Origin of the sequence: Streptomyces sp. NPDC056948, assembly GCF_042674225.1 — a bacterium.
In the GTDB taxonomy this organism is placed as follows: domain Bacteria; phylum Actinomycetota; class Actinomycetes; order Streptomycetales; family Streptomycetaceae; genus Streptomyces; species Streptomyces purpurascens.
This window is the reverse complement of sequence record NZ_JBHUQX010000009.1, coordinates 38,498-49,834: the sequence shown is the minus strand read 5'-3', so window position 1 is coordinate 49,834 and position 11,337 is coordinate 38,498. Positions and strand designations below refer to the sequence as shown.

Below are 11,337 nucleotides of genomic sequence, written 5' to 3'. Positions count from 1 at the left end.
CTAGTCGCTCTCTTCGGTGCGGTGCTCGGTGGACTCGCGTCCGGCGTCGCTGTCGCGGTCGCCGGGCGCACGGGGCGCCTCTTCGGCGTCGCGTCCGGCGGTGGCGAAGGCGGCGAGACCGGAGAACGACGCGTCCGGTGGGGTGGCGGAGACGGTGCTCCGGTCCGTCCGCTCGGCCTCCCTGGGCTCGGCCGCTTCGCTCCGCTTACTGCGGCGCCGGGGCAGTCCGCCGGGTGTGGTCTCCCCCCCGGCCTCGGCCGGGGCGTCCGGTGCCGGTGCGGTGACCGTCTCGCGGACCGGGGCCGCCATGGCGGTACGGACCTCGGGGGCGGCGGGCGCGGCCGGTGCGGCGGCAGCGGGCAGCGGGCTGAAGTACTTGTGCGGAACCACGACCACCACGGAGGTGCCGAGCCACGGGGAGTCCGCGAAGGTGACGCGGATGCCGTAGCGACGTGCGAGGGCACCGACGACGCGCAGACCGATGTTCGCGTCCTCGGTGATGCCGCCGAGACCCGCTCCGGGAGCGGTGCCCGCGAGGGCGTGCTCGGCCTCGCGCTTCTTCTCCTCGCTCAGGCCCTTGCCGGAGTCCTGGATCTCGATGCCGACGCCGTTGGGCACCTCCTTGCCGGATATGAGCACCGGCTCGGTGGGCGGCGAGTAACGGGCCGCGTTGTCGAGAAGGTGGGCGAAGATCAGCGTGAGGTGGTCCACGAGACCGCCGTCGACGCCGAGTTCGGGCAGGTGGCGGACCTGGATCCGGTGGAAGTCCTTGATCCGGCCGATGCCGCCGCGCGCCACGCTGAGCAGTCGCTGCGGCTCCTGCCACTGCCGGCCGGGCCGGTCGGAGCCGCCGAGCACACCGATGCTGGCGGCGAGACAGTCGGCGGGGCCGATCTCCTGGTCGAGCTCCATCAGGCCCCGGGCGACGGCCGGCAGCCTGCCGTGCTCGCCCTGCATCTCGTGCAGGCGGCCGCGGAGCTTGCTGGTCAGCACGTGGATGCGGTTGCCGATGCTGATGACGGCCTGCTCGGCGGAGGTGGAGCGGTCGAACTCCGACTCGAGGCCGATCAGGGCGGTGCGCAGCACCTTGCGCAGCTCGGCCTGGAGGTCGGAACTGACCTTGGCGCACTGGTTGACGGTCGGCAGGACGTCGTCGATGGCGTCACCGGAGCGCAGCGCCTCCATCGCGGAGGGCAGTTGCTCGTCGGCGAGCCGGGCGACCGCGGCGAGCTGGTGGGAGAGCTGCTCCTGCCAGACCTCGGCCTGGTCGGCGAGTTGGGCCTCGTAGGACGTGGCCTGCTCGGTCAGCCGTTCCTCGTAGGCCCGGGAGGTGTCGGAGAGCTGCGTCTCGTACGTGGCGCTCTGGTCGGCCAGGCGCCGCTCGTAGGTCGCGTTCTGCTCGGTGAGCTGGGACTCCAGGGTGGCGCGTTCGGCGGAGAACTTCCGTTCCAGGCCCGCCACATGCTGCTGCCACTGCTGGTTGTGCTCGGCCTGCGTGGTCCGGAAGGAGTTCTCCGTCCGGTGCAGTTGTGCCCGGGTGCGCAGCAGCAGGCGTACGCACACGGCACTGGCCGCCGTCGCCGCGAGACCGGCGACGGCCGCGGTTATTCGCTCCGAGCTCATGAAGGTGGCGGCAACGGTCCCGCCTCCCAAGCTCAGCGGCATCAACCACCAGCTGTACCAGGCGACAGGGGCCCGCGCCGCCGGTGGCGGAGTGGCGAGTTCCATCTGCATCCTTCGAACAAACACGATCGAACAGGGGGGGTGTGGATCGCACTCATGAGTACGCACCGCGAGTCGACCGGACGCGATCGCGTCAACTCGCAGCGCCGTTCGGAACCTTATCGGGTTTAGACCCGAAAGGATCAACTCGTCGCCCTGCGGACGTGAGGGTTCCGTCACGCTCCGACAGAAGGAAACACGTCGACAAATGTCCATACCAGCCTGCGGAGTTGACCGGGGAATGGCCACACGCGGTCGGCAAACGGTCAGCGGGCGGTCTGGAAGGTGCGGCGGTACGCCTGCGGGGACACCCCGATCGCCGCGTGGAGATGCTGGCGCAGGGACGCGCCCGTCGCGAAGCCGACCCGGCCGGCGATCTGGTCCACCGAGAGGTCGCTGGACTCCAGCAGGTGCCGGGCCCGGACCACGCGCTGCTGGATGAGCCAGCGGCCGGGGCTGAGGCCCACCTCGTCGTGGAAACGGCGGGCGAAGGTGCGCTGGCTCATCCGGGCGTGACCGGCGAGGTCGGCCAGGGTGAGCGGTTCGCCGAGGCGTTCCAGGATCCAGGCGCGGGTGGCCGCGGTGCTCGCGGCGCCCTGTTCGGGGACGGGCTGTTCGATGTACTGGGCCTGGCCGCCGTCCCGGAACGGCGGGACCACGCAGCGGCGCGCGACGGTGTTGGCCAGGTGGCTGCCGTGGTCCTTGCGGACCAGGTGCAGGCAGATGTCCACGCCGGAGGCGGCTCCGGCGGAGGTGAGGAAGGGGTGGTCGTCGACGAACAGCACGTCCGGGTCGAGGTCGACGAGCGGGAACATGCGCCGGAACCGGTCGGCGACCTGCCAGTGGGTGGTCGCCCTGCGCCCGTCGAGGAGCCCGGCGGCGGCGAGGACGAAGGCGCCGGTGCAGATGGAGACGATGCGCGTCCCCGGCCGGATGAGCGCGAGGGCGGCGAGGACGTCGTCGGGCACCTCGTCGGTCAGGTGGGCCGGCGCGACGGGCGCGATCACCACCGTGCCGGCCGTGGCCAGGACCTCGGGGCCGTGCTCCACGGTGACGCCGAAGTCCGCGTTGGTGCGCACCGGACCGCCGTCGACCGAGCAGGTCAGCACCTCGTACCGGCCGTCGGCGGCGCCGAGGATCCGGCTGGGGATGCCCAGCTCGAAGGGGTACACGCCGTCCAGGGCCAGGACCACCACTCGTTCGCGTCGCATGGCACGATCCTATCGAAGGTTGGCAATCTTGCCATTGGCGCGTGGGGCGCGAACCGGCACGCTTGATCACCATGAGCACACAGAACACGATGCGAGCCATCAGCCAGGACGTCCTCGGCGGTCCCGAGGTCCTCAAGGAAGTGGAAGTCGAGCGCCCGGCACCGGGGCCGAACCAGGTGCTGGTCCGGGTGCGGGCCGCCGGGGTCAACCCGACCGACTGGAAGCACCGCGCGACCGGCGGCTTCCTGGGCGACGCGCCCTTCGTCCTCGGCTGGGACGTCTCCGGGGAGGTGGAGGCGGTCGGCATCGGCGTCGTGGCCTTCGCGCCCGGTGACGAGGTCTTCGGCATGCTGCCGTATCCGTACGGGCACGGCTCGCACGCGGAGTACGTCATCGCTCCGGTCCGCGCCCTCACCCGCAAGCCGGCCGGCATCGACCACGTCCAGGCGGGCGCGCTGCCGCTGGTCTCGCTCACCGCGTGGCAGGCGCTGGTCGAGCACGCGGACGTGCGGCCCGGGCAGCGGGTGCTGATCCACGCCGCCGCGGGCGGGGTCGGGCATGTGGCGGTGCAGATCGCCAAGGCGCGGGGCGCGTATGTGATCGGCACCGCGAGCGCGGGCAAGCACGAGTTCCTGCGCGGGCTCGGCGTGGACGAGACGGTGGACTACCGGGAGACGGACTTCACCGAGGCCGTGAAGGACGTCGACGTCGGCCTGGACACGATCGGCGGCGACAACGCCCTGCGCTCACTGCGTGTCCTGCGCCCCGGGGGTGTCGTGGTCTCGATCCTCCCGGGCGGCTCGAACGAGTTCTACGAGGAGGCCGAGCGGCTCGGCGTACGGGGGCTCCGCATGCTCGTGGACGCCGACCGCGGCGACATGCGGGCGATCGCGGAGCTCGCCGAGACGGGCCGGCTCCGCGCCACGATCGCCGGCACCTTCCCGCTGTCCGCCGCCGCGCAGGCCCACGCCTCGGGCGACACGGGCCGTACGACGGGGAAGCTGGTGCTGGTGAACGACTGAGCGGGGCGGCCGGGCAGGATCACCCGCCCGGCCCAGCAGTCGGCGTCAGAACGTCAGCACCGGCTTGATGGTCTTGCCCGACTTCATGTCCTGGACCGCCCGGTCGATGTCCCCGAAGGGGTACGTGCTGATCAGGCGGTGCAGCGGCAGGCGGCCCTCCTTCACCAGGCGGACCAGGGCGGGGATCATCGTCTGGGTCTCGCTGTCGCCGAGGGTGAGGCCGACGATCCGTTTGCCGCCGAGCAGGCCGTTGACGTCCAGGGCGACCTCGGTGCCGAAGGGCGGGGCGCCGACGACGACCAGGGTGCCGCGGGCGGCGAGCGCGTCGACGCCCTGGCGCAGGACGCCGACGTTGCCCGTGGTCTCCACGACACCGTCCGCGCCCTGGCCGCCCGTGATGCCGGCGAGGGCCTCGGCCAGGTCCTCCCGGCTCGTGTCGACGGTGTGCGTGGCGCCCAGCTCCGTGGCCAGCGACAGGCGTTCGGCGACCCGGTCGACGGCGACGATCCTCGTGGCCGGGGTGAGCGCCGCCGCCATCACGGCCGACAGGCCGACCGCTCCGGCGCCCAGGACGACGACCGTGCCGCCCGTGTCGGGCTTCAGCACGTTCCAGACGGCGCCCACACCGGTCTGTACGCCGCAGCCCAGCGGGGCGATCGACTCCAGCGGCACGTCCGGGTCGACCTTGACCAGGCTGCGCTCGTCGGCCAGTGCCCGCTCGGCGAAGGAGGACTGGCCGAAGAAGTGGCCGCCCAGGGCCTCGCCGTCCCGGCTGATGGTGTTCGACCCGTCGGCGCGGCTGCCGCCGAGCAGGTTCAGCGGCAGCCAGGTCGCGCAGTACGCGGGGTGCCCGCCGCGGCAGTTGCGGCAGTCGCCGCAGGAGGTGAAGGAGAGCAGGACGTGGTCGCCGGGCGCGACGCCGGTGACGGCGGGGCCGACGGCCTCGACGACGCCCGCGCCCTCGTGGCCGAGGACCCCGGGCAGCGGGAAGGGCAGTCCGCCGCTCGCCACCCCGAGGTCGGTGTGGCACAGGCCGGTGGCGACCATGCGGACCAGCGCTTCGCGCGGGCCGGGTTCGTCGAGGACGACGTCGGAGAGGGTGAAGGGCGCGCCGCCGGACTCGACGACCGCGGCACGGGTGGTGGTGGGCATCGCAATGGCTCCTTGACGGTGTCTCAGCCGAGCGAGACGACGACGGACTTGACCTTGGTGTAACCGGCGAGGGCCTCGGGCCCGTACTCGCGGCCGTAGCCGGAGTCCTTCACACCGCCGAAGGGCACGGCGGGGTCGAGCATCGCCCAGTCGTTGATCCAGACGATGCCGGCCTGGAGCCGGTCGGCGACCCGGTGGGCGCGGGCGAGATGACTGGTCTGGACGCCCGAGGCCAGGCCGTAGGGCGTGGAGTTGGCGAGGGCGACGGCCTCGTCCTCGTCGTCGAAGGGCTGCACGGTGAGGACCGGGCCGAAGATCTCCTCCTGGATCACACGGGAGTCGTTCGACAGGTCGGCGATGACGGTGGGCTTGTAGTAGTAGCCGCCGTCCAGGTCGAGCCGCTCGCCGCCGCAGACGATGTTGGCGCCCTCCTTGCGGGCCAGGGCGACGTACTCCTCGACCTTCTTCAGGTGCTTCTCGGCCGCCATCGGGCCGATGACCGTGGCCGGGTCGCGCGGGTCGCCGATGGGCACGCCGGGCACGGCCTCGGCGAGGATGCCGAGCAGCGTCGTGTACACCGAGCGTGCCACCAGCAGGCGCGGGCCGCCCATGCAGAACTGGCCGGTGTTGAAGACGAAGCCCTTGATGACCGCGCCGACCGCCTTCTCCAGGTCGGCGTCCTCGAAGACGATGTGGGCGGCGTTCCCGCCGAGCTCCATCGTGACGGGCTTGAGCGCCTCGCCGGCGACGCTCGCCACGTGCCGACCGATCGCGGTGGAGCCGGTGAAGGCGACCTTGTCGACGCCGCGGTGGCGCAGCAGTGCTTCGCCGGCCACGGGGCCGCTGCCGGTCACGACGTTGACCACGCCGTCCGGTACGCCCGCCTCCTGGAAGAGGCGGGCCATGTACAGGGCGCTGAGCGGGGTCTCGTCGGCGGGCTTGTGGACGACGGTGTTGCCGGCCGCGAGCGCGGGGCCGAGCTTGGAGCCGGCGAGGATCAGCGGGAAGTTGAACGGGGTGATCGCGGCGACCACGCCGAGCGGCTCGCGCCTGGTGTAGGCGAGGGCGTTCATGGGGGTGTCGCGCAGGGCGCCGTCCTGGCTCTGTGCGAGGTTCGCGAAGTACTCGTAGTCGTTGGCCGCGTTCGTCACGTCGACGGCGCCGCACAGCGTGATCGGCTTGCCGACGTCGAGGCTCTCCAGGGCGGCCAGCTCGTCGGCGTTCTCGCGGATCAGCCGGGCGACGCGGTGCAGCACCCGGCCCCGTTCGCGGCCGCTCAGTCCGGACCAGGCACCGTCGTCGAAGGCCTCGCGGGCGGCGCGTACGGCCGCGTCGACATCGGCGGGGCCCGCCTCCGCGACGGTGGTGAGGACCGTGCCCCGGGACGGGTCGACCACCTCGGTACGCGCCCCGTCGGCGGCCTCGCGCCACCGGCCCCCGATGAACAGCTGTCCGGGTTCCCTCTCGAAGGTGGTCATCGCCGCTCCCCAGCGTTGTCGCCAAGTTTTCAACAAACAGGATTCCTGTTGGTTCGCAGTCTCTTTACAGACAGGTTTCCTGTCAATGCTCTAGCCTGCGTCCATGCTCGACACACAGGTGACCAAGGCGCCCCCTTCCCTGCTCTACATGGTCAAACAGGTGGAGCTCGTCGTGCGCTCCCACCTGGACGAGCTGGTCAGGCCCTCCGGGATCACCGCTCTTCAGTACACCGCGCTCACCGTCCTGGAGCGACACGACGGACTGTCGGCGGCCCAGCTCGCGCGCGACTCCTTCGTCACCGCGCAGTCCATCGCCGATCTCGTCCGCTCCCTGGAGGGCCGCGGATTGGTACGCCGGGAGCGCAACCCCCGCAACCGACGCGAGCTGCTGATCCTGCTCACCGGCGATGCCCGGGAGCTGCTCGCCCGGCACGCCGGGCCCGTCCGGGAGCTGGAGGAGCGGATGGTGCGCGACCTCACGGCACACCAGACCGAGCAGTTCCGCCAGGCCCTCATCAAGGCCTGGCATGCCCTGTCATAGCCCGGAGCGCACGCCTGGAATCGCGCCCGCGCTCACGCCCGCGCACTCCCCCGCGCGAACCTCGGCCAACTCGCCTGCAATTCAGAGACATATGTCAATCGAACATGCTCAAATTCACTCGTTGGAGGGTAACTTGCGGGGCGGGGAACGGTTTTGAGGACCGTGGCCCCTCCCCACGCACGGAGCAGGCTGGAGGCGATCTCGTCGTGCGGCAGGAACCTGCACCGCTCACCCGGCATCTGCGCGTCCGACAGGAACGGGGACACACCGTGCTGGAGTTCCGCGGCGAGATCGACCTCGCCGCGGCCACGGAGATCGCCCCGCACCTGGACCGGGAGACGAACCGCCGCGCCGCCCGGGTCGTGATCGACCTCAGCCGGATCGAGTTCTTCGACTGCTCGGGTTTGCGGCTGCTGTACCGGGCCAGGAGCCGGGTCCTCGACCGGGACGGTCATGTGCTCCTCGTCTGCGCCCACCCCCTGACCCTGCGGGTCCTGCGCATCACCGGCCTGTCCCGGCTGCTGCCGCCGCAGCCGACGCTGGAAGCGGCCCTGGAACAGCCGGAGGCCACGTCCGGCTCGGTGTGACGCCCGGGCACACCGTCCGTCGTTACTTCCGTCCTTCCGTACGTCCTTTCCTGTCCGTGTGCGCCCTTTCGTGCTTCCGCCGAAGTCGTCCCATCCTCAACCGGCCGGTCTGGCAGGGGATGTGGCGGGCATCCGGACAGTAGGAAGGAGGGCCGTCGCATGACGACTCCCGTCAAGCGCCTCCCCAGGCGCATGCCCGGCTGGGCCAAGGTGGTGGCCGCGCTCGTCCTGGTGCTCGTCGTGTTCTTCGCCGGGATCCGGCTCAGCGTGATCCCTGGCCTGAAGGACCTGTTCGGCACCGACACCCACGACCGGTCCGGCCCCGCGCTGCTGAAGTCCATCCAGGACATCAGCCGTTATGACGCCGCCTCCGGCAACTTCCAGGTCGTCGTGGACCTGGAGAAGGACGCCCGGTTCCTGCCCGACGCGATCCGCGGCACCCGCACCCTGTACGTCGGGGCGGGGACCGTCGACGCCTACGTCGATCTGGGCAAGGTCGGCGAGAACGACGTGCGGGTCAACGGCGACCGCACGTCCGCCACGCTCCGGCTGCCCCATGCGCAACTGGGCAAGCCCGCCCTCGACCCCGACCGCTCCTACGCCGTCTCCAAGCAGCGCGGTCTCTTCGACCGCCTCGGCGACCTCTTCTCGGACAACCCCAACGGCGAACAGGCCGTACAGAAACTCGCGGTACGGCACATCGGCGACGCGGCGAAGGAGAGCGAACTGACCGCACGCGCCGAGAAGAACGCCACCGGCATGCTCGAAGGCCTGCTGCGGTCCCTGGGCTTCAAGGAGGTGCGCGTGTCGTACGGGAACTGATCAGCCGCCGAGTACCTGTGGGCAGGGCGGAGTGCCCCGGCGGAACGCGGGCAACAGTGGCTGGGAACGATCCCCGGCGGCATCGTCGCCACGCCCGTGGGTAACCGCCCTGTCACACAGGGAAGTTGAAGACTGGAGGAGCGTATGGCCAGTGCAGCCTCACGTCCCCGTTCCGCCGGGTCCGGGAGCGAGCGACATCCGCTGCCGCTGCCCGTCCGGCTGCTGGCGATGCTGTGCGCCTTCACGTTCATGGTCGCCTTCGCCGTGGTGCTGGCGCGGCTGACCCTGCAGCCCTCGCCCGCCTCGGAGGCGCTGACCCACACCAACCTGCAGCCGGGCGATTCCCTGAAGGCCTATCTCGACCAGCCGGAACTGCGGGACGCCTTCCGGCAGATCGGCGGCAACATCCTGCTCGGCGTCCCCTTCGGCATCCTCGTGCCCGTCGTGGCGCCGCGCACGCGCGGCATTCTGCGTGTCCTGCTGATGACCGCGATCGTGATGCTGCTGGTGGAGTTCGCCCAGGGTGCCCTGGTCACCGGCCGCGCCTTCGACATCGACGACGTCATCCTCAACACGACGGGCGCGCTGATCGGCTATCTGCTCCTGGGCCGGCGTCTGAGCCGGGCGGTCCACGCGCGCAAGCCCCGGCGTGGCCGGGCGGGCAGGAAGCCGTCGACCGAGAAGGCTTAGTGCAAGGTCCAGGTGTACTTGTCGCCGCCCACCCAGCGGACCACGTCCGGATCGTCCATGTCGTGGACCGTGATACCGAACGCGGCCGCGGCCGTCAGTACGTCGGTGGCGGCCTTGGCCTCCCCGACCACCTGGCCGTCGATCTCCACGATCCGGAACGGCGGTGTGCCCGGCTGCACCCCGAGCACCATGATCCGCGGGTGGGATATGTACGGACTCGCACTTTCGGTCATGCCTCGAGGGTAGAGCGCAACCGGCGGCAGCGCGGGGTTCAGCCCGTCGTGCGGCCCGCCGGGCGCTGGGGAACCCTTGAGGTGGAGGTGGCCATGGATCCTGTCGAGGCACTGGACCGGATCGCCTTCCTGCTGGAGCGGTCCCTGGCACCGACGTACCGCGTGCGCGCCTTCCGCACGGCGGCCCGGGTGCTGAAGGAGCTGGGCGACGACGAGGTGCGCCGGCGGGCGGCGGACGGTTCGCTGGAGTCGCTCAAGGGCGTCGGTCCGAAGACCGCGCAGGTGGTGCGGGAGGCGCTGGCCGGGGAGGAGCCCGGCTATCTGCGCACACTGGAGGGCGAGGCGACGGAGCGGCCCGCCGTGGAGGGCGGCGAGCGGCTGCGGGAGCTGCTGCGCGGGGACTGCCATCTGCACTCCGACTGGTCGGACGGCGGCAGCCCGATCGAGGAGATGGGCCGGGCCGCGGCGGCGCTGGGCCACGAGTGGGCGGCGCTGACCGACCACTCGCCGCGCCTGACGGTGGCGCGTGGCCTCACGGCCGGACGGCTGCGGGAGCAGTTGGACGTGGTGGCGGAGCTGAACGGGACCTGGGCGCCGTTCCGGCTGCTGACCGGCATCGAGTGCGACATCCTCGAGGACGGCACGCTCGACCAGGAACCCGAGCTGCTGGACCGGCTCGACGTCGTGGTGGTGTCGGTGCACTCCAAACTGCGTATGGACGCCCGGTCGATGACCCGGCGGATGGTGGCCGCCGTACGTGATCCGCACTCCGACGTGCTCGGGCACTGCACGGGGCGGCTGGTGACCGGGCGGGGGCGGCCCGAGTCGGAGTTCGACGCGGACGAGGTGTTCGCGGCCTGCACGGAGACCGGCACGGCCCTGGAGATCAACAGCAGGCCGGAGCGGCTCGACCCGCCGCGGCGGCTGCTGCGCCGGGCGGTGGACGCGGGGGTGCTGTTCTCCGTCGACACCGACGCGCATGCGCCGGGGCAGCTCGACTGGCAGATCAACGGGTGTGCGCGGGCGGAGGAGTGCGGGGTGCCGCCGGAGCGTGTGGTGACGACGTGGTCCCTTGAGGAGCTGCTGGCCTGGACCCGCGAACGGCGGGTGCCGTCCGGCGTGGCGGGCGGCTGACGTGGTACCCGGGCGTGCCGGAGAGAAAGGGACCGCACCTATGGGAAGCGCGGAACGGGCGGCCGTGTTCGACGTCGACGGCACGCTGGTCGACACCAACCACCTGCACGTCGTGGCGTGGTGGGAGGCCTTGCGGCAGGCGGGCCACCAGGTGCCGACGCACGCCGTTCACCGGGCCGTGGGCCTGCCCTCCACCGACCTCGTCGCCCATCTGCTGGGAGACAGCCGCGACAAGGACCAGGACGCCGGCATCAGCGCCGCCCACAAGGCGCTGTACGGGCAGTACGTCGACCGGCTGGCCGCGCTGCCGGGTGCCGGGCCGCTGCTGCGACGGCTGCACCGTGAGGGCTGGGCGGTGGTGCTGGCCACCTCGGCGGGCGGCGCCGAGCTGAGCGCGCTGCGCCGGGCCCTCGACGCGGACGACGCCATCACCGCCACGGCGAGCGCCGACGACGTCGACGCGGGCAAGCCGGCCCCCGAGCCGGTCGAGCACGCCCTGGAGCTGGCCGGGGTGCCGGCGGAGCGGGCGGTCTTCGTCGGCGACACCGTGTGGGACATGCTCGCGGGCAGCCGCGCCGGGGTGCGCTGCGTGGGCGTGCTGTGCGGCGGCATCCCGCGCACCGACCTGGAGAAGTCCGGCGCGGACGCGGTCTACGCCGACCCCGCGCACCTGCTGTCCTCCCTCCGCGGCAGCCCGCTGGCATGAGACCGGCATGAGGCGGCGTGAAACCCCCGGTCACGCGGA

General features: G+C 71.8%; 12 protein-coding genes. 7 read left to right on the top strand and 5 right to left on the bottom strand.

Annotated elements, in window-relative coordinates:
• Both ACFTZL_RS02525 and ACFTZL_RS02520 read right to left on the bottom strand, forming a co-directional pair.
• Entirely contained in the window at nucleotides 1–1,728 is a 1,728-nt protein-coding gene (locus ACFTZL_RS02525; RefSeq protein ID WP_382577278.1) for an ATP-binding protein, read from the bottom strand.
• Between the two features lie 260 nt (nucleotides 1,729–1,988).
• Nucleotides 1,989–2,933, bottom strand: a complete 945-nt coding sequence (locus ACFTZL_RS02520; protein WP_382577276.1) for a GlxA family transcriptional regulator — start codon at nucleotides 2,931–2,933, stop codon at nucleotides 1,989–1,991.
• A 71-nt stretch (nucleotides 2,934–3,004) separates the two neighbouring features.
• On the opposite strand from ACFTZL_RS02520, the gene ACFTZL_RS02515 reads away from it, so the two are divergent.
• Nucleotides 3,005–3,955, top strand: a complete 951-nt coding sequence (locus tag ACFTZL_RS02515) for an NADP-dependent oxidoreductase (protein ID WP_382577274.1) — start codon at nucleotides 3,005–3,007, stop codon at nucleotides 3,953–3,955.
• Nucleotides 3,956–4,000: 45 nt separating this feature from the next.
• Here ACFTZL_RS02515 and ACFTZL_RS02510 read toward each other — a convergent pair whose 3' ends face one another.
• On the bottom strand, nucleotides 4,001–5,107 hold the full coding sequence (locus tag ACFTZL_RS02510; RefSeq protein WP_382577272.1) for an NAD(P)-dependent alcohol dehydrogenase: 1,107 nt from the start codon (nucleotides 5,105–5,107) through the stop codon (nucleotides 4,001–4,003).
• A 23-nt stretch (nucleotides 5,108–5,130) separates the two neighbouring features.
• A complete protein-coding gene (locus tag ACFTZL_RS02505) occupies nucleotides 5,131–6,585 on the bottom strand; it encodes an aldehyde dehydrogenase family protein (protein ID WP_382577270.1) in 1,455 nt (484 codons plus the stop codon).
• Between the two features lie 103 nt (nucleotides 6,586–6,688).
• On the opposite strand from ACFTZL_RS02505, the gene ACFTZL_RS02500 reads away from it, so the two are divergent.
• The 4 genes from ACFTZL_RS02500 to ACFTZL_RS02485 all read left to right on the top strand — a co-directional run bounded on the left by ACFTZL_RS02500 (nucleotide 6,689) and on the right by ACFTZL_RS02485 (nucleotide 9,225).
• Nucleotides 6,689–7,126, top strand: a complete 438-nt coding sequence (locus tag ACFTZL_RS02500) for a MarR family winged helix-turn-helix transcriptional regulator (RefSeq protein ID WP_382577267.1) — start codon at nucleotides 6,689–6,691, stop codon at nucleotides 7,124–7,126.
• A gap of 206 nt (nucleotides 7,127–7,332) precedes the next feature.
• The gene (locus ACFTZL_RS02495) at nucleotides 7,333–7,713 is read left to right on the top strand and encodes an anti-sigma factor antagonist (RefSeq protein WP_382577264.1); all 381 of its coding nucleotides are present in this window, start codon (nucleotides 7,333–7,335) and stop codon (nucleotides 7,711–7,713) included.
• A 159-nt stretch (nucleotides 7,714–7,872) separates the two neighbouring features.
• Nucleotides 7,873–8,535: a DUF4230 domain-containing protein gene (locus tag ACFTZL_RS02490; protein ID WP_382577262.1), complete on the top strand. Its 663-nt coding sequence runs from the start codon at nucleotides 7,873–7,875 to the stop codon at nucleotides 8,533–8,535.
• A 144-nt stretch (nucleotides 8,536–8,679) separates the two neighbouring features.
• The gene (locus tag ACFTZL_RS02485; protein WP_382577260.1) at nucleotides 8,680–9,225 is read left to right on the top strand and encodes a VanZ family protein; all 546 of its coding nucleotides are present in this window, start codon (nucleotides 8,680–8,682) and stop codon (nucleotides 9,223–9,225) included.
• Here the strand turns inward: ACFTZL_RS02485 and ACFTZL_RS02480 are convergent.
• The gene (locus tag ACFTZL_RS02480; RefSeq protein WP_193481290.1) at nucleotides 9,222–9,458 is read right to left on the bottom strand and encodes a hypothetical protein; all 237 of its coding nucleotides are present in this window, start codon (nucleotides 9,456–9,458) and stop codon (nucleotides 9,222–9,224) included. The genes ACFTZL_RS02485 and ACFTZL_RS02480 overlap by 4 nt on opposite strands.
• Before the next feature lie 93 nt (nucleotides 9,459–9,551).
• Between ACFTZL_RS02480 and ACFTZL_RS02475 the strand changes: the two genes are divergently transcribed.
• Together ACFTZL_RS02475 and ACFTZL_RS02470 are read left to right on the top strand one after the other, a co-directional pair.
• A complete protein-coding gene (locus ACFTZL_RS02475; RefSeq protein WP_382577257.1) occupies nucleotides 9,552–10,592 on the top strand; it encodes a PHP domain-containing protein in 1,041 nt (346 codons plus the stop codon).
• 40 nt (nucleotides 10,593–10,632) lie between these two features.
• A complete protein-coding gene (locus ACFTZL_RS02470) occupies nucleotides 10,633–11,298 on the top strand; it encodes an HAD family hydrolase (protein WP_382577254.1) in 666 nt (221 codons plus the stop codon).
• The last annotated feature ends 39 nt before the right edge of the window (nucleotides 11,299–11,337 follow it).

Bases quoted from the DNA above. Each gene is read 5' to 3' on its own strand.
- ACFTZL_RS02525 (WP_382577278.1), bottom strand. From the start codon at position 1,728: ATGGAACTCGCCACTCCGCCACCGGCGGCGCGGGCCCCTGTCGCCTGG.
- ACFTZL_RS02520 (WP_382577276.1), bottom strand. From the start codon at position 2,933: ATGCGACGCGAACGAGTGGTGGTCCTGGCCCTGGACGGCGTGTACCCC.
- ACFTZL_RS02515 (WP_382577274.1), top strand. From the start codon at position 3,005: ATGAGCACACAGAACACGATGCGAGCCATCAGCCAGGACGTCCTCGGC.
- ACFTZL_RS02510 (WP_382577272.1), bottom strand. From the start codon at position 5,107: ATGCCCACCACCACCCGTGCCGCGGTCGTCGAGTCCGGCGGCGCGCCC.
- ACFTZL_RS02505 (WP_382577270.1), bottom strand. From the start codon at position 6,585: ATGACCACCTTCGAGAGGGAACCCGGACAGCTGTTCATCGGGGGCCGG.
- ACFTZL_RS02500 (WP_382577267.1), top strand. From the start codon at position 6,689: ATGCTCGACACACAGGTGACCAAGGCGCCCCCTTCCCTGCTCTACATG.
- ACFTZL_RS02490 (WP_382577262.1), top strand. From the start codon at position 7,873: ATGACGACTCCCGTCAAGCGCCTCCCCAGGCGCATGCCCGGCTGGGCC.
- ACFTZL_RS02485 (WP_382577260.1), top strand. From the start codon at position 8,680: ATGGCCAGTGCAGCCTCACGTCCCCGTTCCGCCGGGTCCGGGAGCGAG.
- ACFTZL_RS02480 (WP_193481290.1), bottom strand. From the start codon at position 9,458: ATGACCGAAAGTGCGAGTCCGTACATATCCCACCCGCGGATCATGGTG.
- ACFTZL_RS02475 (WP_382577257.1), top strand. From the start codon at position 9,552: ATGGATCCTGTCGAGGCACTGGACCGGATCGCCTTCCTGCTGGAGCGG.
- ACFTZL_RS02470 (WP_382577254.1), top strand. From the start codon at position 10,633: ATGGGAAGCGCGGAACGGGCGGCCGTGTTCGACGTCGACGGCACGCTG.